This is a genomic window from Paenibacillus sp. J22FR83 (genome assembly GCF_059691955.1).
Genome location: NZ_JCAUAM010000038.1, coordinates 1 through 23,491, shown reverse-complemented (window position 1 = coordinate 23,491; position 23,491 = coordinate 1). Strand labels below are relative to the sequence as shown.

At 44.9% G+C, this 23,491-nt stretch carries 23 protein-coding genes; 15 read left to right on the top strand and 8 right to left on the bottom strand.

What is annotated here, in order from left to right; translation table 11 throughout:
* Positions 1–382 precede the first annotated feature (382 nt).
* Entirely contained in the window at positions 383–649 is a 267-nt protein-coding gene (locus AC58PV_RS34890) for a hypothetical protein (RefSeq protein ID WP_497437626.1), read from the top strand.
* 171 nt (positions 650–820) lie between these two features.
* Entirely contained in the window at positions 821–1,327 is a 507-nt protein-coding gene (locus AC58PV_RS34885) for a hypothetical protein (protein ID WP_497437624.1), read from the top strand.
* 52 nt (positions 1,328–1,379) lie between these two features.
* Here the strand turns inward: AC58PV_RS34885 and AC58PV_RS34880 are convergent, their stop codons facing one another.
* On the bottom strand, positions 1,380–1,784 hold the full coding sequence (locus tag AC58PV_RS34880; RefSeq protein WP_497437623.1) for a CBS domain-containing protein: 405 nt from the start codon (positions 1,782–1,784) through the stop codon (positions 1,380–1,382).
* A gap of 177 nt (positions 1,785–1,961) precedes the next feature.
* Between AC58PV_RS34880 and AC58PV_RS34875 the strand changes: the two genes are divergently transcribed.
* A complete protein-coding gene (locus AC58PV_RS34875) occupies positions 1,962–2,930 on the top strand; it encodes an NAD(P)-dependent alcohol dehydrogenase (RefSeq protein WP_497437622.1) in 969 nt (322 codons plus the stop codon).
* A 74-nt stretch (positions 2,931–3,004) separates the two neighbouring features.
* Here the strand turns inward: AC58PV_RS34875 and AC58PV_RS34870 are convergent, their stop codons facing one another.
* Both AC58PV_RS34870 and AC58PV_RS34865 read right to left on the bottom strand, forming a co-directional pair.
* A complete protein-coding gene (locus AC58PV_RS34870) occupies positions 3,005–3,817 on the bottom strand; it encodes an ABC transporter permease (RefSeq protein WP_497437621.1) in 813 nt (270 codons plus the stop codon).
* A complete protein-coding gene (locus AC58PV_RS34865) occupies positions 3,814–4,836 on the bottom strand; it encodes an ATP-binding cassette domain-containing protein (protein ID WP_497437619.1) in 1,023 nt (340 codons plus the stop codon). Before AC58PV_RS34865 ends, AC58PV_RS34870 begins: the two co-directional genes overlap by 4 nt.
* 197 nt (positions 4,837–5,033) lie before the next feature.
* Here AC58PV_RS34865 and AC58PV_RS34860 point away from each other — a divergent pair, with 197 nt between their 5' ends.
* Together AC58PV_RS34860 and AC58PV_RS34855 are read left to right on the top strand one after the other, a co-directional pair.
* Positions 5,034–6,512 (top strand): Lsa family ABC-F type ribosomal protection protein, encoded by a 1,479-nt coding sequence (locus AC58PV_RS34860; RefSeq protein WP_497437618.1) that lies wholly within the window; start codon positions 5,034–5,036, stop codon positions 6,510–6,512.
* A 160-nt stretch (positions 6,513–6,672) separates the two neighbouring features.
* The gene (locus tag AC58PV_RS34855) at positions 6,673–7,383 is read left to right on the top strand and encodes an AAA family ATPase (protein WP_497437617.1); all 711 of its coding nucleotides are present in this window, start codon (positions 6,673–6,675) and stop codon (positions 7,381–7,383) included.
* A 26-nt stretch (positions 7,384–7,409) separates the two neighbouring features.
* On the opposite strand, the gene AC58PV_RS34850 is transcribed toward AC58PV_RS34855, so the two are convergent.
* Both AC58PV_RS34850 and AC58PV_RS34845 read right to left on the bottom strand, forming a co-directional pair.
* Positions 7,410–8,375 carry a TIGR03943 family putative permease subunit gene (locus AC58PV_RS34850; protein ID WP_497437616.1) on the bottom strand — a complete coding sequence of 322 codons (966 nt, stop codon included), beginning with the start codon at positions 8,373–8,375 and terminating at the stop codon, positions 7,410–7,412.
* Positions 8,376–8,396: 21 nt separating this feature from the next.
* The gene (locus AC58PV_RS34845) at positions 8,397–9,398 is read right to left on the bottom strand and encodes a permease (RefSeq protein ID WP_497437615.1); all 1,002 of its coding nucleotides are present in this window, start codon (positions 9,396–9,398) and stop codon (positions 8,397–8,399) included.
* Between the two features lie 265 nt (positions 9,399–9,663).
* Between AC58PV_RS34845 and AC58PV_RS34840 the strand changes: the two genes are divergently transcribed.
* The 4 genes from AC58PV_RS34840 to AC58PV_RS34825 all read left to right on the top strand — a co-directional run bounded on the left by AC58PV_RS34840 (position 9,664) and on the right by AC58PV_RS34825 (position 13,436).
* Positions 9,664–10,371 (top strand): metal ABC transporter ATP-binding protein, encoded by a 708-nt coding sequence (locus AC58PV_RS34840; RefSeq protein ID WP_497437614.1) that lies wholly within the window; start codon positions 9,664–9,666, stop codon positions 10,369–10,371.
* Positions 10,317–11,186, top strand: coding sequence for a metal ABC transporter permease (locus tag AC58PV_RS34835; protein ID WP_497437612.1), 870 nt, complete (start codon positions 10,317–10,319; stop codon positions 11,184–11,186). Before AC58PV_RS34840 ends, AC58PV_RS34835 begins: the two co-directional genes overlap by 55 nt.
* A gap of 14 nt (positions 11,187–11,200) precedes the next feature.
* Positions 11,201–12,142 carry a metal ABC transporter substrate-binding protein gene (locus AC58PV_RS34830; RefSeq protein ID WP_497437611.1) on the top strand — a complete coding sequence of 314 codons (942 nt, stop codon included), beginning with the start codon at positions 11,201–11,203 and terminating at the stop codon, positions 12,140–12,142.
* A gap of 94 nt (positions 12,143–12,236) precedes the next feature.
* Positions 12,237–13,436, top strand: a complete 1,200-nt coding sequence (locus tag AC58PV_RS34825; RefSeq protein ID WP_497437610.1) for a GTP-binding protein — start codon at positions 12,237–12,239, stop codon at positions 13,434–13,436.
* A gap of 776 nt (positions 13,437–14,212) precedes the next feature.
* Here AC58PV_RS34825 and AC58PV_RS34820 read toward each other — a convergent pair.
* Positions 14,213–15,250: a stalk domain-containing protein gene (locus AC58PV_RS34820; RefSeq protein ID WP_497437608.1), complete on the bottom strand. Its 1,038-nt coding sequence runs from the start codon at positions 15,248–15,250 to the stop codon at positions 14,213–14,215.
* 446 nt (positions 15,251–15,696) lie between these two features.
* On the opposite strand from AC58PV_RS34820, the gene rpoN reads away from it, so the two are divergent.
* Positions 15,697–17,022 (top strand): RNA polymerase factor sigma-54, encoded by a 1,326-nt coding sequence (gene rpoN, locus AC58PV_RS34815; protein WP_497437607.1) that lies wholly within the window; start codon positions 15,697–15,699, stop codon positions 17,020–17,022.
* Positions 17,023–17,052: 30 nt separating this feature from the next.
* On the opposite strand, the gene ablB is transcribed toward rpoN, so the two are convergent.
* Positions 17,053–17,910, bottom strand: coding sequence for a putative beta-lysine N-acetyltransferase (ablB, locus tag AC58PV_RS34810; RefSeq protein WP_497437606.1), 858 nt, complete (start codon positions 17,908–17,910; stop codon positions 17,053–17,055).
* Between the two features lie 201 nt (positions 17,911–18,111).
* Here ablB and AC58PV_RS34805 point away from each other — a divergent pair, with 201 nt between their 5' ends.
* The 5 genes from AC58PV_RS34805 to AC58PV_RS34785 all read left to right on the top strand — a co-directional run bounded on the left by AC58PV_RS34805 (position 18,112) and on the right by AC58PV_RS34785 (position 22,503).
* On the top strand, positions 18,112–18,375 hold the full coding sequence (locus tag AC58PV_RS34805) for a YokU family protein (RefSeq protein ID WP_497437605.1): 264 nt from the start codon (positions 18,112–18,114) through the stop codon (positions 18,373–18,375).
* A gap of 68 nt (positions 18,376–18,443) precedes the next feature.
* Positions 18,444–19,820, top strand: coding sequence for an aspartate aminotransferase family protein (locus AC58PV_RS34800; RefSeq protein WP_497437604.1), 1,377 nt, complete (start codon positions 18,444–18,446; stop codon positions 19,818–19,820).
* Positions 19,817–20,551 (top strand): CoA transferase subunit A, encoded by a 735-nt coding sequence (locus AC58PV_RS34795; protein ID WP_497437602.1) that lies wholly within the window; start codon positions 19,817–19,819, stop codon positions 20,549–20,551. Before AC58PV_RS34800 ends, AC58PV_RS34795 begins: the two co-directional genes overlap by 4 nt.
* Entirely contained in the window at positions 20,518–21,180 is a 663-nt protein-coding gene (locus AC58PV_RS34790) for a 3-oxoacid CoA-transferase subunit B (RefSeq protein WP_497437601.1), read from the top strand. Before AC58PV_RS34795 ends, AC58PV_RS34790 begins: the two co-directional genes overlap by 34 nt.
* A gap of 33 nt (positions 21,181–21,213) precedes the next feature.
* Complete coding sequence (locus tag AC58PV_RS34785; RefSeq protein WP_497437599.1) at positions 21,214–22,503, top strand: peptidase; 1,290 nt, start codon at positions 21,214–21,216, stop codon at positions 22,501–22,503.
* A 150-nt stretch (positions 22,504–22,653) separates the two neighbouring features.
* Here the strand turns inward: AC58PV_RS34785 and AC58PV_RS34780 are convergent.
* Positions 22,654–23,491, bottom strand: an 838-nt coding sequence (locus AC58PV_RS34780; protein WP_497437598.1) for an IS3 family transposase, incomplete at its 5' end; no start/stop codon positions are given.

Below are 23,491 nucleotides of genomic sequence, written 5' to 3'. Positions count from 1 at the left end.
GGAAATTACCGTAATATCCAAGGTGAAGAACGTCGGAAAGCCGTGTGAGGGAAAACCTCACGCACGGTTTGATGAGGAGAGGCTGGTAAACCCAGCCTTTCACTCTACAATGTGCTCGATTTTTGCGCAATTTTGCTTTTAGATGGAAAAAGTACATTTAATTTGCATGGAAACTGATTGGTTGTGTAAATTAAAGGAAATTAACTACAGGAAATCCATTTATTCTATAAAATTCAAGAAATCCGTTACAAATAGATGGAGAAAATCCAGTTAGTTTGCAGGAAGCAGTCTAATTTCAGTTGTAGCTGAAGGAACTTATAAATTTAAAAACCGTAGGGGAGAATGACACAGATGTTAGTCATATTACCTCGAATGGAGGTTAATGAGGGTTTCACGAAGGTTAATATGTCTTCTAGTCATCATCGTGCTTGTTTGCAACCTTCATATAGCTCAAACGTTTGCAGCACTGGATGATGCCGAAGTCTTTGATATTGAAAAAGGTGAAATAACGAAAGAAATTTCGAACACGATCGACTTACAAATTCAAGCCAAGGAATGGATGTCATCCATAACTGGAACCGTCACGGAAATCGTAATTTTTATTAGTACGTCCAATATTTACTTTCCAACCATGCTCATTTTCATTTGAAATCGTTTCTTCAAGAAAATAAGCTATATGATTCGAACTTAAACCTTGACATCGAACAATAAGTTATAAATACGCGAATCGGTTTATAAATATTTAAGATTTGCTTAATAAGGAGTTAACTTCCATTGATTATCTTAGTCGTAAGAAGATAGCAGAGGAGATTCTAACACATTGAAAACCTTTTCTATGACGAAGAAGAAATGGTTGTTGAGCTTACATATTTTATTTGCCGCGATTATGTTAGGCACTTGTGTGACGTTTCTTATATTGAGTATTACAGTTGCGAGCAGCAGTGATTCGGGGTTAATCCTCTCTTGTTACAAGGCGATGCATGTGTTAGCTGGAACCTCCTTACGAGCATCAGTGATCGGGACGATTGTGACAGGCGTACTATTATCGCTGGGGACACACTGGGGTTTGGTGAAATACAATTGGATTATCGCCAAAGAGGTGCTTACCGTAGTCGCGGTCATTATTGGACCTTTCGGCATGTACATTTGGACATTAAAGGCTATTTCATTTATGACGGATGTAGGGGCAGAGAGTGCGAATCAAGGTGCATACGTTTCCAACATGCTATGGTTGTTTATTGGAATTGGCTTGCAATTACTATCTTTAATCGCGATGTACCTCTTGTCGGTGTTTAAACCTTGGGGGAAAAGAAAAAGCAGAGGATAGGAAAGGTAGAACCCTTCTCATATTCTCTGCTTGATGATGGAACTAAACCCGATTAATCCGTAATATTTCTAGTATAATATTCAATAATGTCCTTGCGTCGAATGATACCTAGGAAAACGCGATCTTGATCTACAACGGGAACAAAGTTCTGGTCAGCAGCTAGTGCTAACATATCTTCCATATGTGCATCGATGGCAACGCACTCGTTGTAAATTCGTTTTCGAATGTTGGTTACAGAGACTTCATCCATGTTAACGAAGGACAGGCCGGGCGTGCACTTCAGTTTCCATAATAAATCTCCTTCGGATAAAGTGCCTACATATTTCCCTTCCTCATCGATAATTGGAATCGCTGTATAATGACAGGCTTCCAGACGTTCTATGGCTTCTTTCATGGTAGCAGATGTCGTCAGGTAAGAGACTTTATCTTTAGGTAGTAAAAACGATTTAATTTCCACTTTGTTTCGCTCCTTTTCATCCCAAATTACTTTCACTATTTAATTAAACCATAAATCCAACCCAAAAAGTGCACAATTGACCCGTGTAATAAATGGAAACATGAAACGTTTGATTTTTTGTAACATTAAATTTGGTGAAAAATGTAAATAAATTCCGAATGGGGAGGAGATCTAATTGTGAAAGCCGTTATCTATACGAAATATGGGAGTCCAAATGAACTTACGTATACAGAAGTAGAAAAACCTCAACCTAAAGATCATGAAGTATTGATAAAAGTTCACGCAGCATCCCTTAATTCATGGGATTGGGATTTATTGCGAGGCACTCCGTTCTTAGTGCGCATTTGCGCCTTCCGCAAGCCAAGATTCGCGATTCTCGGAGCAGATATATCAGGGCGAGTTGAAGCGGTAGGGAAAGCAGTCAAGAAGTTTGTTCCAGGTGATGACGTATTCGGTGATATTTCAGGGAGCAGTTGGGGCGGATTTGCAGAGTATGTGTGTGCATCCGAGGAGGCCTTAACGCTGAAACCAGCTCATATCTCCTATGAGGATGCCGCGGCTATTCCCCAAGCAGCAGTTCTTGCCTTGCAAGGTCTCCGTACAAGAGGACTTATACAAGTGGGCAATAAAGTATTAATCAACGGCGCAGGCGGCGGTGTGGGAACTTTTGCGATTCAATTAGCCAAGTTAGTTGGCGCAGAAGTGACTGCAGTGGACCGTGCATCGAAGTTGCCGAAACTGCAATCCCTAGGTGCGGACTATGTTATGGATTATACGAAGAGTGATTACACCGCTAATGGGCAAAAGTATGACTTCATTCTTGATGTCGTAGGGAATCGCTCGATATTCGACTACAAACGTGCTTTAAGTCCGAATGGTCATTATGTCATGGTGGGAGGGACTATGCCCCGAATTTTTCAAGTCATGCTTCTAGGCTCATTGATCTCCTTGTTCAGTAAGAAGAAGTTGGGGCTCTTAATGCACAAACCTAATCATGCAGATCAAGAGGAATTGATGACACTATGGGAAGCTAACAAACTAGTACCTGTCATTGATCGCCAGTATCCATTAAATCAAGTTGCTGAAGCATTACATTATTTCGGAGAAGGGCAGCATATTGGGAAAGTTATGATTCGTGTTCAATGATTCCGGAATGTCATAGGTACGTATAAAGGCTGATCTTAGTAGTTGCCCTACTTGAGATCAGCCTCATTCTGTTGTTACGTGCGGCGCATATAAGCAATAACGGTAATAGGTGCAAATATAGCTACAATGACGATCGCCCCAAAGAGCGAAATCGTAAGATCCCATCCTACCGTACCTTGATTAGCAAGTTCACGAACGGCGGAAACAAGGTGTGAGATGGGGTTGATTTTCACAAACCATTGCAGCCAGTTAGGCATCGTGTCAACCGGAACGAATGCATTAGATAGGAACGTTAGTGGAAACAGGACAAGCATTGAAATCCCCTGAACACTGGAAGCAGTGCGTGCAATGACCCCGAAGAAAGCGAATATCCAACTGATAGCCCATGAGCAGAAAATGACTAGCAGAGCAGCAATAGCCACATTTGCCAAACCGCCTTCAGGTCGGTAACCCATGATGAATCCCATGGAGAAGGTAAGTACGGTTGCGATGGTATAGCGGATTGTATCGGCCAACAAGGCGCCTGCAAGCGGTGCAATACGTGCAATAGGTAGTGATTTGAACCGGTCAAAGACGCCTTTATCCATATCCTCTCGGAGCTGGACGCCGGTCACGATGGAAGTTGTGATTACGGTTTGAACAAGAATACCTGGAATAATGACAGGCAAATAACTCACGACATCACCTGAGATGGCACCGCCGAAAATGTAAGTAAACATCAGCGTAAAGATGATGGGTTGAAGCGTCACATCGAATAATTGCTCAGGTGTGCGACGAATTTTCAGTAGTCCACGAAAGGCCATTGTCAGTGAATTGCGAATGGATTGACGCAAGCTTGTGTGATTTTTCAAATGACGTTCGGAAACGGGTTTAATGGATGTACTCATACTCGTGCCTCCTGTTTGGTTCTTGTTCCAGTTGAGGTGTCAGCATCGTGCTCTTGAACGCCATGACCTGTAATGGTTAAGAATACTTCATCTAAGGTTGGCTTCTGTACACTCATCTCAGCCAAGTGAATACCTGATTCGCGGAGGGAGATCAGCAGGTCCGTTACACGATCAGCATTCGCCATCGGGGCAGATATTTTGCCAGCGACAACGGTAGCACTCACCTTGAGTACTTGCTCAACAGTTCTGCGAGCTTGATCAATATCTGATGGATTTTGGACGCTAAGCTGCAAAGAAGAGGTGCCCACAGATGCTTTAAGTTCATCCACTGTTCCTTCGGCAACGACGCGCCCACGGTCGATGACTGCGATTCGGTCAGCAAGTTGGTCCGCTTCTTCCAGATATTGCGTTGTGAGCAATATCGTTGATCCTGTATCAACTAGTCGTCGAATCGTATCCCACATTTGAGAACGCGTACGAGGGTCTAACCCTGTCGTCGGTTCGTCTAAGAAGATTAGAGGCGGCTGCGCAATAAGACTCGCGGCGAGATCCAGTCGGCGTCTCATACCACCTGAGAAATTCTTCAACGGTCGCTTAGCTGCCTCTGTTAATCCGAATTCTTCAAGTAATTCGTCTGACTTTTGATGAGCTTCTTTGCGGCTTAACCCAAGGAGACGGGAGAAAATCATTAAGTTCTCTGTTGCGCTTAAGGATTCATCAACGGAGGCGTATTGCCCGGTTACCCCGATGAGTTGCCGGACAATTTGCGACTCTTTCACAACGTCGTAGCCAAAGATTTTGGCAGACCCTGCATCAGGTCGAAGGAGCGTAGCCAACATATTGATGGTCGTTGTTTTCCCAGCCCCGTTCGGGCCAAGAACACCGTAAATGGTTCCTGCTTTCACTTTCAAGTTCACGCCATCTACCGCGCGATTTTCTCCGAAAGTTTTGACAAGTCCTTGCGCTTCAACTGCCCAGTTGCCTTCTTGCGCTAATCCCTTTCTTTGCAAAGAATCCAAAGTAATTCCTCCTAAATAACATTTGATGACGTGATTGTATCGTACGTATTTAAACTGAATGTAAACAACAGTATATAAGAATCTATAGGTGAAAAGGGCAGGGGAAATTAGCTATAGTTATCCTTTCCTTCGAATTGGCAAATCCTAATATGCTATGATGAACTCATGCATGACGCAGGGTACAGGAGGATTTCAACATGTCATTAATCAATGTTTCAAACTTAACGTTTGCCTACGATGGCAGCTACGATAACATTTTTGAAGACGTCAATTTCCAAATCGATACGGATTGGAAATTAGGTTTTACAGGAAGAAATGGAAGAGGGAAGACTACGTTTCTTGGTTTATTACTTGGTAAATATGAATACAGCGGACATATTTCTGCGAATGTCAGCTTTGAATATTTCCCTTTCCAAGTTAACAACAAGCAAGATCAGACACTTGATATCATCAATTCTATTTTGCCTGAGTATCAACATTGGGAACTTATGAGAGAGCTCTCCCTCCTAAAGGTGTCGGAGGACGTTCTGTATCGACCATTCGAGTCATTGTCAAATGGTGAGCAAACGAAAGTGTTGTTGGCTGCTTTATTTCTAAAGGAGAACAGCTTCTTGTTAATTGATGAACCCACCAATCATCTTGACATGGAAGCTAGAAAGCTGGTTAGTGATTATCTCAACACGAAGAATGGTTTCATTCTAGTGTCTCACGACAGAGCTTTTCTAGATAATTGCGTAGACCATATCCTATCCATCAATCTGACGAATATTGAAATTCAAAAGGGTAATTTCTCCGATTGGTGGGAAAATAAACAGAGGCAAGATCATTATGAGCTCGCGGAAAATGAGAAGTTGAGGAAGGATATCAAACGCTTATCCGATGCGGCTAAACGAACGAGTAATTGGTCCCATGAAGTTGAGAAGACGAAGAATGGAACTAGAAATTCGGGTTCTAAGGTAGATAAGGGGTATATAGGTCACAAGGCTGCGAAAATGATGAAACGCTCCAAATCCATTGAGCAAAGACAAGAATCGGCTATCGATGAAAGGTCTAAGCTTCTCAAAAACATTGAAAGTGCTGAAGACCTCAAGATTACACAACTGGCTTACCACAAGAGCCAACTTGCTGCTCTGGAACACGTCTCAATCCATTATGGTGAGAAAATAGTCTGCCGAGATGTTAGTTTTACAATTGAACAAGGTGAGCGGATCGCTTTAACTGGTAAAAATGGCTCAGGTAAATCCAGTGTGATTAAGTTGCTCTGTGGAGAGCACATTGACTATACAGGGACTTACCGAAAAGGGAGCCAACTTCAAATATCTTACGTCTCCCAGGATACCTCGCACTTGCATGGAAATTTAACAGACTACGCGAAAAAGAATGGCATTGATGAGAGTCTGTTTAAAGCGATATTACGAAAGTTGGACTTTGCTCGGGTACAGTTTGAAAAGGATATTTCTTCATTCAGCGGCGGGCAGAAGAAGAAAGTGCTGATTGCGAAAAGTCTGAGCGAGAAAGTCCATCTGCACATTTGGGATGAGCCGCTTAATTTTATTGATGTCATTTCGCGTATGCAGATCGAAGAGTTATTGCTGGAGTATGCTCCAACACTTCTATTTGTAGAGCATGATAAGGAATTTTGCGATAATGTGGCTACGAAGATTATCAAACTTTGAGGCGATGAAGGGTTAAGGAGGCTAAGCTGCTTTGATGCAGCTTAGCTTATTTGCTTGTATTCTTAGTCCGAAATCTCCCGGTTTTCGTGAAACTTTACTTCCCGTATGAAACCCTTAGAATAGAAGTATACTTGGACATTTCTAAGGGAGTTGAAGTAACGTGTATTTGAGAAGACTTGAAGTTCAGAAGAATGAACATTTCGATCCTGATAAGTATCCATTTTCGATACCAGCCATCCAATCGTTAACTTCGATTTCATTTGAGAAGAATGTGACATTTTTCGTTGGAGAGAATGGTTCAGGCAAATCAACGATACTTGAAGCCATCGCATACCAATGCGGATTTCATACGGCGAGTGGTGGGAGAAACAATGTGTATGACGTCGACGCTTCTCACTCCACGTTGGGGGAACACTTGCGGTTGTCTTGGATGCCGAAGATTACGAATGGATTCTTTCTTAGAGCAGAAACCTTTTATAACTTTGCGAGCTATTTGGATACGATGCCCGAAAGTTTACCCTATTACGGTGGCCGCTCCTTACACGAACAATCGCATGGTGAAGCTTTTCTCTCCTTGTTCAAGCATCGCTTTGGGAAAAAGGCGATTTATCTATTAGATGAACCAGAAGCAGCTTTATCGCCTGCAAGACAATTGGCCTTATTGCGAGTTATCAAAGACTTGGAGAAGGATGCTCAGTTCATTATTGCTACGCATTCGCCCATATTGCTTGGTTATCCAGATGCGCACATTCTTAATTTCGATGAGCAACCGATCAGTGACATTCAATATGAGGAAACCCTTCACTATATGATCACCAAACGATTTCTTGACCATAGACAAATGATTCTGGATGAGCTGTTCAAAGATTAACTTTGAGCAGTTCATTTTTGGTTCAACTACTTTAATACGGTCAGTGGTTCGAAATTAGGATAGACATACGGCGAATTTGGGGCTTCGATTTTCTCAATTTTAGCAGCTTTTATTTTGAAAATGTCGTTGCCATTATAATGACCATGCTGAATGGTTCCCGTAACTTTCACCCACATATCTTGCGGATAATTAAGCGCTGTTGGGAATTCCACTAAGACCCCGTAAGGTGAAGCATCCGCAGAGCAGCAACTTACCGCGAAACGGCCAACTACGATTTGATCTGCCCTCATTTTATCCTCTTCACGATACACAAATCCTGTTAATTCGATTTCCTTACCTATAAAGTTATCTTGGAAAAGATCAATCGTCGACAAGATCTCCATGTAGATCTCGGGTTGTACAAGAATTCGTTCCTTTTGATAAAGGATGATACCCATTTTGGCAAAGTCTTCGTTCCACTCGTCTGGCGACTGAAAGAGTTGTTCGATTTCAGACTGGGATTGAACCGTAGGAGCAGCTTCTTCCTGACTTGCCCGCATGGTTTGAGAGCTAGTGGCTGGTTTAGGGAAACTAGGCAAATTATATGATTCTGCACGGGGAGTCGTCATATTCGTTGGGGCTGGGGAAAGATTCATCCCTTTGGCCGCGACCATGGTGCTATTTAGAGCGGTGTCTGGTAAAAGAAAGCCGATCATCAATGGCAGAACGAGCAGCCCATAGGCCAATATTGTTCGGAGAGTTAATCGCGGAGCTGGTTGATGACAATCACAGTCTACTGGCTTCCCCCAATAGGCACGCAGTGCCAGGAATCCTTGAAAACAAGCGATAATGTACAATACGACCGAAGCGATCTGGACGTAAATCATCATACGCGGTGCGATATATAACTGAAGTGAATCTGATTTCGATAGAACAACAATATAGCTGGAGAACCCCAGTAAAATGAGTGTGCGAATAAAATGATGATAGCTGGTTTTACGCGTGTGATTCAAACGAATCCCTCCTAGAAATCTTTAGATAATGTATTCCCAAAGTAGTGAGCATAAGAGCACTGTAACTGAGATTAAACATGCGAGAAGTAAGACGAATCTGATTTTAAACACCGATAGCAACATGAGTGTGCTTTTGAAATCCAACATAGGTCCAAAGACAAGGAATGTTAGTAACGAACCGGATGTAAATGAGGTTTGGAAAGAGGAAGCTACGAAAGCGTCTGAAGTGGAACAGATGGAAAGAATATATGCCAAACCCATCATGAAAAGGTGAGAAGAGAGGGGGCCTTGCCCAATGGCAACTAGGCTCTCGCGTTGCATGAATACTTGAATGAGTGCGGTAAGTAATGCGCCAAAGACTAAAAATTTACCCATTTCAAAAAACTCGCTTGAACTATGTACGAAAAATGTCGTTACTTTGCTGGAATTAGTGTGGTGGTGATGTTTGTGATCATGATGGTGATGTTCATGGTCATGCACTTGGTGAAGGTGGTGGTCATGGACTTTATGTACAGGATTCTCAGGGGTAGAATTGGGACTAAATCTTAAAGGACTTATCTTTACTATGCGATACAAAATTAGCCCAATTATGATGACCACAAGGAAGGCAAGTCCCATTCTGGAGTAAGCGATGGAAGGCTGATTGCGAAAAGCCATCAGCGTAGCCGCGAATACAATAGGATTGAGAATGGGGCCGGCGATAATAAAGACAATGGCGATGTAAACGGGCATACCTTTGAGGATGAGTCTTCGAACGATAGGAATCATGCCACACTCACACATGGGGAAAAGAATGCCTAATAAGCAAGCGAATAGAATACCGAGAACAGGGTTTCGAGGTGTGAAGCGACGAATGATGGACTCGGGTACGAAGGTTTGCAGCAAGGATGAGAGCAGGACGCCAAGTAAAATGAACGGTAAAGCTTCAAGGATAAGGCTAATGAAAATGGTTTTGAAAGATTGTAAATGGTCAATTGTAAATATGCGATTGAAGAAAGTAGAGACATCAAATCGGCTTTGCATGACGGAGACTCCTTTACTTACACATCTTCTTTTAAAAGTAATGATTACGATTAAAATCATAAGCGAAAATGGTTCTTCTGGCAAGTACGTTATTGACAACGAATTAAAAGCGAGATATATTACTTGGGGTAATACGTAAATTTTACTATTAAAACGGTGTGATTTGAACGAAGATAAAGCGAGTTCCTAACAATTGAACTAACTACCATTCATTCTATGATGTATTCGTAAAATTTACGCATAAATAGAGAAGGAGTTGAAAGAAATGTTAATTGCTTCGATGCAGCAAGTAGAGTTCGGGTATGCGGATAGTCCATGTATTCAAGACGCACAAATGGATATTCATTCAGGTGAATTCGTTGCAGTTATTGGACCTAATGGCGCGGCAAAATCAACCTTACTTAAACTGATATTAGGATTGATTGAGCCTTGGAAAGGTCAAATTTTCCTATCACAGACGAATTCTTCAGGGGAGAAAATGCGAGTTGGTTATGTTTCTCAGCAACTCGCGGGATTCAATAGCGGTTTTCCGAGTACCATTTGGGAATTTGTACGTTCAGGTAGATTTCCGAAGGTTTCACTGTTTAGCAAACTCCGCAAAGTGGATGATGAGGCCACGGAAACAGCTCTTAGGCAAATGGGGATGTGGGAAATGCGCAAGCGAAGAATTGGTGAGCTATCAGGTGGCCAGAAGCAACGGGTCTGCATTGCTCGAGCACTAGCGCAGGAGCCAGATCTTCTTGTGCTGGATGAGCCAACAACAGGCATGGATGATGCAAGCCGAATGGGATTCTATCAACTGATGGATGGTCAAGTGAAAACGCTGGGAAGAACGGTGGTTATGGTCACGCATCATCTGGAAGAAGTCTCTCCGTACATAGATAGAGTCATTGCCCTAGAAAGAAAGGAGGAAGGAGGATGGAGATGCTGCACTACGACTTCATGCAACGGGCATTTTGTGCCGGTGGGCTAATTGCCATCATCGCTTCGTTACTAGGAGTGTACCTGATGCTTCGCCGACAAGCGTTAATGGCTGACATGCTCTCACACGTATCTTTAGCTGGTGTGGCTGGGGGCGCTTTTCTCCATATTCATCCGACCTTAGGCGGCTTTGTTGTAGCCACGCTTGGTGCAGTCCTAGTGGAATATGTTAGGCGGTCGTACAAATCATTTAGTGAGATTTCGGTCGCAATCATCATGATTGGGGGCCTTTCATCAGCTGTAATTATCATGAGTTTGAGTCCCAGTATGAACAAGGGGTTATCTGCGTATTTGTTCGGGTCCGTTGTGGCTGTGAATGAAACAGAACTTGTGCTCATGCTAATAGTTGCAGTAATGGGAGGCTTATTTTTCTTTCTATTTCGTCGCCAACTGTATCAAATCACATTCGATGAAGATACCGCAAGGACGAATGGCATCCCAGTGAAGTGGATTTCACTAGGGTTTAGTGTCTTAACTGGAATGATCGTTTCGGCAGCTATGCCAATCGTTGGGGTACTTCTCGTTTCTTCTCTCATTGTCCTTCCGGCAGCATTAGCTATACGCATTGCGCGTAGTTTTACTGCTGCACTTCTGATTGCGATGGGAGTCGGGGTAGTGGGAGTATTTTCTGGCTTAACCGCTTCTTATTCTTTCAGTACACCACCAGGAGGTACGATTGCGATCCTGCTTCTGTTCTTGCTTATCCTAGGCTTAGCTATTCAGAGAGCTGTAGTAAGATTTCGTAAGACCACGAATACCCATCTCGTAGAAGAGAAGGTTTCCGCACCTTATTTTCAAACTAATTAGGAGGAATTGTATCAATGAACAAGTTAAAGGTTACCAAATCACTAATGATTGCAGGCTTATCAAGCATCCTGTTGGCAGGATGTGCATCCAGCACCGTTTCCAGCGATGGCAAAATCGATGTCGTCACAAGTTTTTATCCGATGTATGAATTCACGAAGCAAGTTGCTGGCGAGCATGCGAATGTGATTGCGTTAATTCCTGCAGGATCAGAACCGCATGATTGGGAACCAAGTGCCAAGGATATGAAAAAAGTGAAGGAAGCGGATGTGTTTGTATACAACGGTATCGTTGAGGGTTGGGCAGAACAAGCGCTGCAAAGCGCTGCAAATGCGAAGCGTGTTGTCGTTGAAGCGAGTAAGGGAATTGATCTAATCGAAGGGATGCATGATGAGGGGGAAGAAGAGGAAGAAGATGCACATGGCCATAGTCATGAATTGGATCCTCACGTTTGGTTATCGCCGATGTTAGCCCAGCATGAAGTAGAAGCGATTGCACAAGGATTGATAGCAGTCGATCCCGCACATAAAGAGGATTATCGGAATAACGCGGATACCTATATCGCTAAACTTAAAGCACTGGATGTAAAGTTCCGTGATACGCTTGCAACTGTGAAACATAAAGAATTCGTAACCCAACATGCGGCATTTGGTTATTTGGCCAAAGAATATGGTTTAACGCAAGTCCCAATCGCTGGTCTTTCCCCAGAAGAAGAGCCTGCACCGGACAAGATGGCGGATATCATTCAGTTTGCGAAAGAGAAGCAAGTGAAAACGATCTTTTTTGAAACGTTAGTTGATCCTAAGGTTGCCACAACCATTGCCAAGGAAATCAATGCTCATACAGATGTTCTTAATCCTCTTGAAGGTTTAACCGCTGAGGATAAGAAGAATAACTTGGATTATATCAGCGTCATGACGAACAATCTTCAAGCATTGAAGAAAGCGTTAGATGAATAGCGGGATGAGCAGAGTTGGTGTTGCAAACGAAGTTTGCTTTTATTTTTCTGATATATACGTAAAAATTACGATTAAATGAAAGGGGACATCGTCCATGCAGACAATTCCTGTGACAGTCCTGAGCGGTTATTTAGGAGCCGGTAAAACAACTATATTAAATCATATTCTCCATAATCAAAATGGTTTGAAAGTCGCCGTCATTGTAAATGACTTAAGCGATGTTAACATCGATGCGGATCTCATTCGACAAGGCAATGGACTCTCTCGTACGGAAGAAAGCTTAATTGAAATGTCAAACGGATGCATCTGCTGTACATTGCGCGATGATTTGTTGAAGGAAGTTGAACGACTCGCTAAGGAGAATAAATATGATTACATTCTGATCGAATCTACAGGTGTTGGTGAACCGTTGCCTGTTGCACAAACTTTTACCTATCTAGACGAAGATCAGGGTATTGATCTATCTCAGTTATGTCGATTGGACTGCATGGTGACCGTTGTCGATGCGTACCGATTCTGGACGGATTATTTCTCGGGCGAAACGCTGCTCGAGCGCAGTCAAGCCGTTGGAGATCAAGACACGCGAGAAGTTGTTGATCTGCTGATTGATCAGATTGAATTCTGCGATGTTCTTATTCTGAACAAATGTGATAGATTGGAGGCCGAGGAGTTGAATGAACTTGAAGGTGTGCTCCGGCTACTTCAGCCTAGGGCAAAGTTTATTCGAGCTGTGCACGGTCAAGTAGAACCTGCTGCAATATTGAATACGCAGTTGTTCAATTTCGAAGAAGCCAGTGCTTCACCCCTCTGGCAGCGAGAATTAGAGAATGAATCGCACAATCCGGAGACGGAAGAATACGGCATTTCTTCGTTCGTTTATGAAAGAGCTCGCCCTTTCGAGCCGTCGCGACTGATGTCTTGGATGTCAGATTGGCCAGCAGAGATCGTCAGGTCCAAAGGGACCATGTGGTTGGCTACGCGAAATACATATGCCCAAAATCTTAGTCAAGCTGGACCTTCTATCCGATTCGGCCCTTCGGGCTATTGGATATCAGCGTTACCTGAAGAGGAAAGAATAGCTATTTTAGAAGAAGAGGGAGAAACACGCTCACATTGGGATGACACCTATGGCGATCGGATTAATCAGATTGTTTTCATCGGAATTGAGATGGATCGCGATGCCATCGTATCTTCCCTGGATGCGTGCTTGTTGACAGATGCTGAGATGATCGCAGATTGGCAGGGGTTCCACGACGAGCTGCCTAATATCATCACGGAACTAGAGGAAGTTTGAATTCAAAAAGGGCCTTAACAGCCCCCGCTGCAGCGCGCGAACGGAAATAGCGCCCGAAAAGGGCGCTATCTCCTAAGTTCGCAGCGAAAGCTGCGGTGTCGCCGGACGTAAGGCCCGAAAAGGGCCTTAACAGCCCCCGCTGCAGCGCGCGAATGGAAATAGCGCCCCAAAAGGGCGCTATATCCTAAGTTCGCAGCGAAAGCTGCTGCTTCGCCGGACGTAAGGCCCGAAAAGGGCCTTAACAGCCCCCGCGGCAGCGCGCGAACGGAAATAGCGCCCCAAAAGGGCGCTATCTCCTCAAGTTCGCAGCGAAAGCAGCTGCTTCGCCGGACGTAAGGCCCGAAAAGGGCCTTACGGGCCCCCGCTGCAGCGCGCGAACGGAAATAGCGCCCCAAAAGGGCGCTATTTCCTAAGTTCGCAGCCCAAAGCTGCTGCTTCGTCGGACTTAAGGCCCGAAAAGGGCCTTACGGGCCCCCGCGGCAGCGCGCGAACGGAGATAGCGCCCCAAAAAGGCGCTATCTCCTAAGTTCGCAGCGAAAGCAGCTGCTTCGCCGGACGTAAGGCCCGAAAAGAGCCTTACGGGCCGCCGTTGCAGCACGCGAACGGAAATAGCGCCCCAAAAGGGCGCTATTTCCTAAGTTCGCAGCGAAAGCTGCTGCTTCGCCGGACGTAAGGCCCAAAAAGGGCCTTACGGGCCCCCGCGGCAGCGCGGGAACGGAAATAGCCCCCCAAAAGGGCGCTATCTCTTCGAGTTCGCATCCCTAGCTGAGGCTTCGTTAGAACACTCTTCTTGCCGTAACGAAGCGCTTCTTCCATTTTTCATCGAATGCTGTGAAGTGAACGCCAAGTTCTTTGGAGTACGTTTGAAGGATTCGACCATTTCCTGCATAGATGCCTACATGTCCAATATCGAGTCCGCGTGCTGTGAAGAAGAGGAGATCGCCTTTGCGAAGGTCGTCAAGCTGGACTTCTTTCCCTTGCAGCGCTTGATCATAGGAGACACGAGGCAAATTCTTGGATAACACGTGACTAAAAACGTATTGAACAAACGACGAGCAATCGAAGGTATTCGTTTGACCTGAAGCAGCCCCGAATTCGTAAGGAGTTCCGAGGAATTTGGACCCGAACGTAATTAACGCATCCGCCTGTTTCATAGCGATCGAAGTATTCGTGTAATCCGAGTACATCGCGGCAGAGGAGATGAAACCGATTGTGCCGTCTTGTGCTTGAACTTCTAACCATTCAGGATTGATTTCACGAATAACGTGGACTTTTTCGGTTTTCGAAAGCATACGAACAATGTGCGCATCGTTATCTTTATCAGGGGTGTCGCGTAAATTGACGCCATACAGAATCGTAGTTTCATTATCATGAACAGATGAGATTGTAATCGAGCGGGAGTAGTCATGCCATTTTACAAGATTACCTAGTGCCTCACTCATAAAACGTAATGGCATCATGGTAGAACCATCTATAATTTTGCCTGGTAGGGGCAGCTCCAGCCTTTCTTTGTTCTTATAGGCAAATGAATCTCCGATTCCATAGGTTACCGTGATATCGTCTTTCACAGCTGTTACCGTGCGTGTTTTCTCATTCCATGAGATTGTAGCCCCTTCTGCTTCAAAGAGGGCGCGCATCGGCACGAGACTATAACCGTCTTCAATGACGGGAGGCGTTTCAAAGGACAACGGGGTCCCGTCCAAGTATACTGTTGGTGCCGCATTTTCTTCCGCATGAACAGGGGTTACTTGGAAAAGCATCATACTCAATAGCGCGAGTTGAGCGCCTTTGTACATATATGTAGTCATTCTCATGATGATCATCCTCATACTTTCAGTTATTGTCTATATATTTCGTCCGGCAAGATTACCTTGAGTCCGTATGGGAGAGTGGTAAAGTTTGGGAGGGGTAGGAAATAAAGAAGGCTGCCCTTCAGTAGACGAATCTACTTGTGGGGCAGCCTCTTTGACGGTGCGATAATTGATGGAGCTCTTGCCTTGAACCTTACTTCGCTCGGTACCTACCTCATCACATCATTGCAGTACTTCTACTACAGGAAGTGGTATGCGGCACATCTCCTCGCTCCCATATGGATTCAATAACAAATTCCCTTGTGTAAATTGTCTGCGACACAACACCTCACCACTGCGTCACCGTCATGAAATAGTATGTCCGCTCCCTTCAAGCCCTATACACAGATTGATTAAAAGTAATCTTCATGAATACATATAGTAGCAACAAGGAAAAGGGGGTGATACCCTTGCGCCAAGGCTATGGAATGTTCCAACAGCAAGCTGCCAAAATGCGAATAACGCCTCAGTTACGTAAAGCGATTACGATCCTTAAGCTCTCAACCCCGGAGTTGATGGAGGTGATTCAAGAAGAGGTAACAGATAATCTAGTGTTGGAAATAGCCGGGAATAAAGGAGGCGCGAACGAACTTAGACCAACCTTTGTTCATGGAAATAGAAATGCGGACTCTACCTATGATCCTTTACTTCACCTAGCGTCGAACGAGGTATCCCTGGAGAGGCATTTAAAGGAGCAGTTAGGTTTTATCAAACATATATCGCCATCCATGCGCCAGACGGTCATATTTATGATTGGAAACCTAGACCGTAATGGTTATTTGCGATCATCTTTGCCTGAAATTGCTGAAGTGTGTGGCATCGAGATTGCTCAAGTGGAGCGTGCGTTAAGAATTTTGCAGAGTATGGATCCCCGCGGTGTCGGGGCAAGAGACTTGAAGGAATGTTTACTTTTGCAAACTCAATCGGTCGTGGATTGTTCTCCATTAGTCACCGTACTAATTAAGAATCATTTGAAGGATATTGCCGGTTACCGCATTCATAAATTAACGACGTCACTGCAAGCCTCTACACAAGAGATTCAGGCTGCAATTGATGTCATCAAGAGACTAAACCCTAGACCTGGCGCGGCCTTTCATATTGAAACGGTTCCTTATATTATTCCCGAAGTCATAATTGAACGAGTCGGTGAACAGTTCGCCGTGCGGCTTCATTTAGAAGCTTCGTCGCGTCTAACGGTGAATGGATTTTATGAACGAATGGCTGTATTGGATAGCGACAATAGGGAAGTGAGCAAGTTTCTCTCAAGTAAATTACATGCCGCGAAGTTCTTTCTGAAGTGTTTGGAACAAAGACGAAGAACGATATTCCGAGTAGCGCAAGCCATTGTTGAGGAGCAAAATGAATTCTTCTGTCATGGTATCGCTTCTCTGAAACCGATGACATTAAAGCAGATTGCTGAGAAATTAGGCATTCATGAATCTACAGTAAGTCGCGCGACAGCAGGGAAATATGCGCAAACCCCTTGGGGCATCTTCGAATTGAAGTATTTCTTTCCCTCGGGGTTGCAAATGGACATAGGCGATGCTGCTTCTTCTGAATACGTGAAATCGAGAATCAAGACGTGGATTAGTAGCGAGAATGCCAGTAAACCACACTCTGATCAAAATTTGGCTGATCTAATGAAAGGAGAAGGGATCTCGATTTCTCGCCGAACCATTAACAAGTATCGGGAAGAACTCGGCATTTCGTCTTCTATGCGAAGAAAACGCATATAATTGTTTGGAAGCTGTGAATTCATTCGCCCATTACTTCAACGATTTGGCCCATAAATTCATATCTTCAAATTTATCATAAATATCACAATTTTTCGTAAGTCTGCCGTAATAGCGATACCCCATTTGGTAGAAAACAGCATTCATACCGAATGAAAGAGCTCTAGATAAGGAATACGAGCAAGTAATATTTCGAGTAATCAATTCCGTTTCCAAGGCATGTATGAGCAGACGCATGAGTCCTTGATTGCGATAAGCGGGAAGAGTGGCGCAATCTGTCATTTCGGCATTCGCGTACACTATATTAATCTCCGCGGAAGCGGCGCTTATGAGCCCAGCAGACGATTCGATGAGATAGTAGATCGTGCCTTCTCGCATCGTTTTCTCCACATACAGGACATCATTCATCGGTGTCGGATAGGTTTGGAAGACGTGGCTGTACAACTGGGAGAGCTGCACGGCATCCTCCAATCGAGCGAGACGCATGGTCATGCTGCTAGGAACCGCCGGTGGATCAGGCTTAAGGGGAAGGAGAAGCACCCCCGCAAGTATCTGATCTTCTTCCAGCCAATAATCACTAGTCCGACGCGTGAGGTCCGTATACATGGCCATGCAGTAGGCATCACTGCCATTAAAATATCCTTTATAAATGCCTTCCAACATACATCCCTTCGACAAAAATGTTTGCCAGTCCACTTCATGTGATTTGATAAACACCTTGGTTAAAGCATGTGTCTTGGCAATTTCGACCGCTCGTCTGTAAATGACATCGATCTCTCCCGAATAGTCATCCACGCGCAACCTTTTGTTCGTAAAATCAAGGCAAAACATCATCCGATAGTCGTTACCGTTCTCAATTTCATTCGAATAGGTTGGCAGATCACTTGGCATCCAGCATCCCCCTTAACCTTTCATCTCCTGCAAAATCATAACAACTGCCAAAATTTTTGCGGCTTTACCTACATCATTAGGCAACTAATTCCGCTATAACCTACGCTAACAAGTTGGCATCTTTATTGCATTATAATCACTTAGCGTTAAAAAAGTACCATGACTCCAATATTCTGGCTGAATTCGGGAGGTTGCACACATATGAACTGCATGTGGTGTGAAACGGATGATATCCGTGAAAGTGTGAAAGATTGCTACTGGATTATGCCTGACGGGAGACTAGCGGTTCAAATACTTGATATTCCTGCGCTGGAATGTGCCAACTGCCGAACCTATGTCTTAGAGACTACGGCTCAGCAAATCGAGGAGATGTTAGTTTGGCATGATGTTTCTCCACTGGGAACAGCATTTCGTTATGAAGATCTTCTAAAGGCACCGCGGGTAAAGAACATGTTTCTCAAATAAATCCCTGAGCTGGGGATACCGGGTGAATGGCTGGTGGTTATCATGCAAGAGATCTGTGGGGGTGCTTTATGAAGCGAGAGTATGTCATCAAGCCGGTTATTGATCACCTTTATCCCACGATTCAATATGGGAAGGGCATCTATCTCTACGATGAGCAGGGAAAAGCCTATATCGACGGCTGTTCGGGAGCCGTGACAGCTGGTTTAGGGCACGGGGTGCAAGAAATCATCGATGCGATGATCGAGCAAGCGAACAAGGTGTCCTTCGTCTACCGATCACAGTTTACAAGTGAGCCAGCCGAGAAACTGGCAGAGAAGTTATGTGAGTTAGCCCCTGGCAACGATTATTGGACCTTCTTTGTCAATAGCGGGTCAGAAGCGACAGAAACGGCGATGAAGATTGCCATCCAGCACTGGCAGGAGAAAGGCCGACCCGGTAAAAATAAAGTGATCTCAAGGCGAATGAGTTATCACGGTATCACACTCGGGGCACTTTCGATGTCTGGTCACGTGCTGAGGAGAAGGAGATTCATCCCGCTATTAGAAGATTTTCCGGTCGTAATGCCACCGTATTGTTACCGCTGTCCACTAGGTAAAACCGCAGGGAAGTGCCAATTAGCGTGCGCAGACGATTTGGCTACAGCGATCAAGCGGATCGGAGCTGAACATATCGCCGCGTTCATCGCGGAGCCGATCATTGGCGCTGCGGGGGGAGCGATTGTACCTCCAGAAGGCTATTACAAGAAGATCAAAGCTATTTGCGAGCTCTATGACATTTTATTCATCGCTGATGAGGTCATGACAGGTATTGCTCGAACGGGAGCTATGTTCGGTATGGAGCACTACGAAGTTGAGCCAGATCTCATGGCTTTAGGCAAAGGTATGAGTGCTGGCTATACGCCAATGGCAGCGACACTTGTCAAAGACCATGTGATGGAGCCTATTCGGCAAGGAACCAAAAGCATCATGTCTGGCCATACATACAGCGCTAATCCACAATCGGCGGCTGTATCATTTGCAGTTCTAACGTATATCGAAAAGCATCAATTAGTCCGTGCTGCAGCAAGCAAAGGCGCTTATTTATTGAATTCGCTGCGTCAACTAACGCAAGGAATTGAGATCATTGGCGATGTGAGAGGCAAAGGATTGTTGCTGGGCATTGAGTTTGTCGCAAATCGGACTGATAAGCGGCCATATCCACCTACGTTACAAGTTGCAACTCGAATCATTGAGAACGCTTTTCAGAAAGGGTTGCTTATTTACCCAGCCGCAGGTGCAATCGACGGAGAGGGGGATGCGATTATTATCGCGCCGCCACTCACGATCTCCGAGGAAGAAATCGACCAACTCGTGGGGATATTGGCTGAATCCATTCGGGAAGTCATGGCGGAGATTACCCCATCCACATCCGCATCCACATCCACATCCGCATCGGAGGAGATATGATGGTGTCAGGAGAGAGCGCACGAGTGAACGAAGGTGACGGCAAAGTAAGAAGCTTGGAACAAGCTCTTCAAACGATTTCGGATGGTTGTACGTTGATGTTCGGCGGATTTGGTGGTATCGGAACCCCACCGACACTAGTTGAGGGCATCCTTCATAAAGGGGTTGAGAATCTTACCCTCATTGGCAATGATACGGGTTTCCCTCACATTGGCATTGGACGTTTAGTCACGGCAGGACGCGTAAAGAAAGTTATTGCTTCGCATATTGGCTCTAATCCTAACGCTGGTCAAATGATGGAACAGGGCACGATGGAGGTAGTCTTTTACCCGCAAGGCACGCTATGTGAGAAAATCCGTGCCGGCGGTGTGGGGCTAGGCGGAATTTTAGTTGATGTCGGTGTCGGCACGATCATGGAATTGGGAAAGGACACTGTATCGATCAATGATCAAACGTATTTGGTAGAACCGGCGTTAACTGCGGACGTAGCTATTGTGCATGCCAAGAAAGCAGATCCTTACGGGAATCTCATTTACGATAAAAGTGGTAGAAATCTAAACCCGCTCGTCGCTATGGCTGGCAAAATAACGATCGCCGAAGTTGATGAGATCGTCCCCCTTGGTGAGCTGGACCCTGAAAGTATTGTCACGCCAGGTATTTTCGTGGATATGGTGATTTTAAGCAGAGGGGTGACTTGGGAATGGGTATGGGAAAAGAAACCCGCGACCGAATAGCAAGGCGGGCTGCACAAGAATTGAAGAATGGCATGGCCGTTAATCTAGGCATCGGTATTCCGACGAAAGTTGCTGATTATGTTCCCGCAGATATTCATGTCGTATTTCATGCAGAGAACGGCATATTGAGCGCTGGTGGAGCACCAGTTCCAGGGAAAGAAGATGCTTTCCTATGTAACGCAGGCGGATACCCCATCACGATAAATCGGGGGGCTTCTTACTGCGATAGTGCGATTGCTTTTGCCATGATACGAAGAGGTTGTATAGATCTGACGATCCTTGGGGCCTTAGAGGTGAGTGAGCGAGGGGATCTCGCGAATTGGATTGTACCTGGGAAAAGGGTGGCGGGTATCGGCGGGGCGATGGAGCTTGCGCAAAAAGCCAAGAAAGTCATCGTTCTAATGAACCATGTTAACCGAAATGGAGAGTCAAAGGTTAAAAAACAATGCGATTTACCCCTAACGGCGGTAGCTTGTGTGAAGTTGATTATTACAGAAATGGCGGTCATGGAGGTTTCGGGGCAAGGTTTGATTTTAAAAGAAGTCATGCTGCCCTATACAGTAGATGAGGTAGTTCGCCATACAGAGGCTGCCTTGCTAATTCCTGATAACATGGTTTACATTCCATAAAAGTCAGAGAAAGGCTTGAAGGAGGAGATTCCTTTGCCTAATAAACATGAAGCGTTACAAAAGCAAATTCACGAATGGATTCGTTTACATCTAGAAGAGGGCACAGATTTTCTTCAGAATCTGGTGAAAATACCTAGCACACAAGGGAACGAACAGAAGGCTCAATTCCTCATCGCCGATAAATTGCTGGAGCTAGCGCTCGAAGTTGATCTATGGGAACCAGATGGTGAAGTTTTGGCAACACATCCTTATTTTTGTTCACCAAGACATCAGTTTACAGGGAGTCCGAATGTGGTTGGTGTTTTGAGAGGTGTTGGTGGAGGGCGTTCGCTCTTGCTCAATGGTCACATGGATGTCGTGCCTGAGGGAAATCGAGAACAATGGGATGATGATCCGTATAGCGGTCATGTGATGGATGGGAAGCTATACGGTCGTGGGGCAACGGATATGAAAGGCGGAAACGTTGCTCTGCTTATCGCGATCGAGGCTATTCAGAGTCTGGGGATCAAGTTAAAAGGCGATGTGATTTTCGAGAGTGTCATTGAAGAAGAGAGCGGAGGATCGGGGACTTTGGCTGCCATTGTAAAAGGGTATAAGGCTGATGCGGCGCTCATTCCCGAGCCTACCAATATGCGGATTTTTCCCAAGCAGCAGGGCTCCATGTGGTTCCGAATTGCGGTGGAGGGGCGTTCAGCCCATGGGGGAACACGCTATGAAGGCGTTAGTGCTATTGAGAAAAGTTTGATTGTTATCCAGCATATTAGGGAGCTTGAGGTGGAACGAAACGCACGGATCTCAGATCCGTTGTATGCCAATAATCCGATTCCGATCCCAATTAACATCGGCGTTATTCAAGGAGGCAATTGGCCATCGTCCGTTGCTGATCTGGTTTCACTCGAAGGGCGAATGGGTGTCGCGCCTGCGGAGACGCTAGATAGCGCCAAAGAGGAAATGCATCAATGGATAGCGAGGCTGGGTGAGAAAGACCCTTGGTTCGAAACTCATCCACCGAGTATAGAATGGTTCGGAGCGCAATGGGTACCAGGCAACGTCGATCCCGCACATGCTTTTATGCAAGTGCTTATGGCGCAATACCGCGCGGTTAAGAATGAAGAACCGGTGCTTGAAGCATCTCCCTGGGGGACGGACGGCGGGTTACTCACCCAGATTGGTGATACGCCATGTATCGTTTTCGGACCAGGTATCACACAGGTTGCCCATTATCCGAATGAGCACATCGAGTTGGAACGCGTGTTTGAGGTAGCTGAGATTGTCGCTTTGACCATCGTAGAATGGTGTGGTTGGGAACAAGATAACCTTTAACAAACACACAACACCAAAAGCACCCATTACGGGTGCTTTTGGTGTAGATGCTGCTAATTATGCTGCTGCGAGCAGGTGTATTTAGCCCACGATAATCTAATAGATGGAAAACTGGACCTCTGTCAAGAAAGTTGACACCTGTTAAGAGAACTAAATTACTTTTTTGTAGTAATTTTCTTCAAATTTAACTGGTGAAAGGTAACCTAAAGAACCGTGGATTCTTTTACGATTGTAAAAAAGTTCAATGTACTCAAACATATCCTGTTGTGCCTGGGCTTTAGTTAAAAATCTCGTACAATAAACAAATTCTTTCTTTAGTACACTGTGGAAAGATTCAATACAAGCATTATCATAACAGTTGCCTTTTCGACTCATACTGGCTCTCATATGGTACTTTTTAAGCCGTTCTCTGTACTCCTCTGATGCATATTGCGAGCCACGATCGGAGTGATGTAACAGCCCTTTAGAGGGCTTTTGAGCTTCGTATGCTTGATCTAAGGCAGCCAAAACTAAGTCGGTCGTCATACGGCTCCCGAGCTTCCAACCTACAATTTTACGTGTATAGATGTCTAAAACGCTAGCTAAGTACAACCGGCCTTGACGACACGGAATATACGTAATGTCTGTAACCCAAATTTTGTTAGGCGCCGTTGTTTGGAACTTCTGGTTCAGCAAGTTTGGCGCAATTGGAGAATGGTGATTGGAATCGGTTGTTTGAACGCGAAACTTCCTGGATACACAAGAACGAAGCCCTGCAGCTTTCATCAGTTTTCCTACTAAACGGTCTGATACCGTCCAGCCTTCACGCTGTAGAGTGTCTGTAATTTTAGGACTTCCATACCTGCCAAAATGGTCGTGAAAGATAAATGTAATTCGGGCTAATAGGGCAGCTCTACGCTTCTGGTAGCTGTTCATTAAGGCTTTTCCCTGTAACCACTTGTAATAACCACTCCGAGACACCTCAAGGGTCTGGCACATCTTCTCCACT

Bases quoted from the DNA above. Each gene is read 5' to 3' on its own strand.
- AC58PV_RS34870 (WP_497437621.1), bottom strand. From the start codon at position 3,817: ATGAGTACATCCATTAAACCCGTTTCCGAACGTCATTTGAAAAATCAC.
- AC58PV_RS34845 (WP_497437615.1), bottom strand. From the start codon at position 9,398: ATGCAAAGCCGATTTGATGTCTCTACTTTCTTCAATCGCATATTTACA.
- AC58PV_RS34840 (WP_497437614.1), top strand. From the start codon at position 9,664: ATGTTAATTGCTTCGATGCAGCAAGTAGAGTTCGGGTATGCGGATAGT.
- AC58PV_RS34820 (WP_497437608.1), bottom strand. From the start codon at position 15,250: ATGAGAATGACTACATATATGTACAAAGGCGCTCAACTCGCGCTATTG.
- AC58PV_RS34800 (WP_497437604.1), top strand. From the start codon at position 18,444: ATGAAGCGAGAGTATGTCATCAAGCCGGTTATTGATCACCTTTATCCC.
- AC58PV_RS34825 (WP_497437610.1), top strand. From the start codon at position 12,237: ATGCAGACAATTCCTGTGACAGTCCTGAGCGGTTATTTAGGAGCCGGT.
- AC58PV_RS34830 (WP_497437611.1), top strand. From the start codon at position 11,201: ATGAACAAGTTAAAGGTTACCAAATCACTAATGATTGCAGGCTTATCA.
- AC58PV_RS34890 (WP_497437626.1), top strand. From the start codon at position 383: ATGAGGGTTTCACGAAGGTTAATATGTCTTCTAGTCATCATCGTGCTT.
- ablB (WP_497437606.1), bottom strand. From the start codon at position 17,910: ATGCCAAGTGATCTGCCAACCTATTCGAATGAAATTGAGAACGGTAAC.
- AC58PV_RS34860 (WP_497437618.1), top strand. From the start codon at position 5,034: ATGTCATTAATCAATGTTTCAAACTTAACGTTTGCCTACGATGGCAGC.
- AC58PV_RS34835 (WP_497437612.1), top strand. From the start codon at position 10,317: ATGGAGATGCTGCACTACGACTTCATGCAACGGGCATTTTGTGCCGGT.
- AC58PV_RS34805 (WP_497437605.1), top strand. From the start codon at position 18,112: ATGAACTGCATGTGGTGTGAAACGGATGATATCCGTGAAAGTGTGAAA.
- AC58PV_RS34790 (WP_497437601.1), top strand. From the start codon at position 20,518: ATGGGTATGGGAAAAGAAACCCGCGACCGAATAGCAAGGCGGGCTGCA.
- AC58PV_RS34795 (WP_497437602.1), top strand. From the start codon at position 19,817: ATGATGGTGTCAGGAGAGAGCGCACGAGTGAACGAAGGTGACGGCAAA.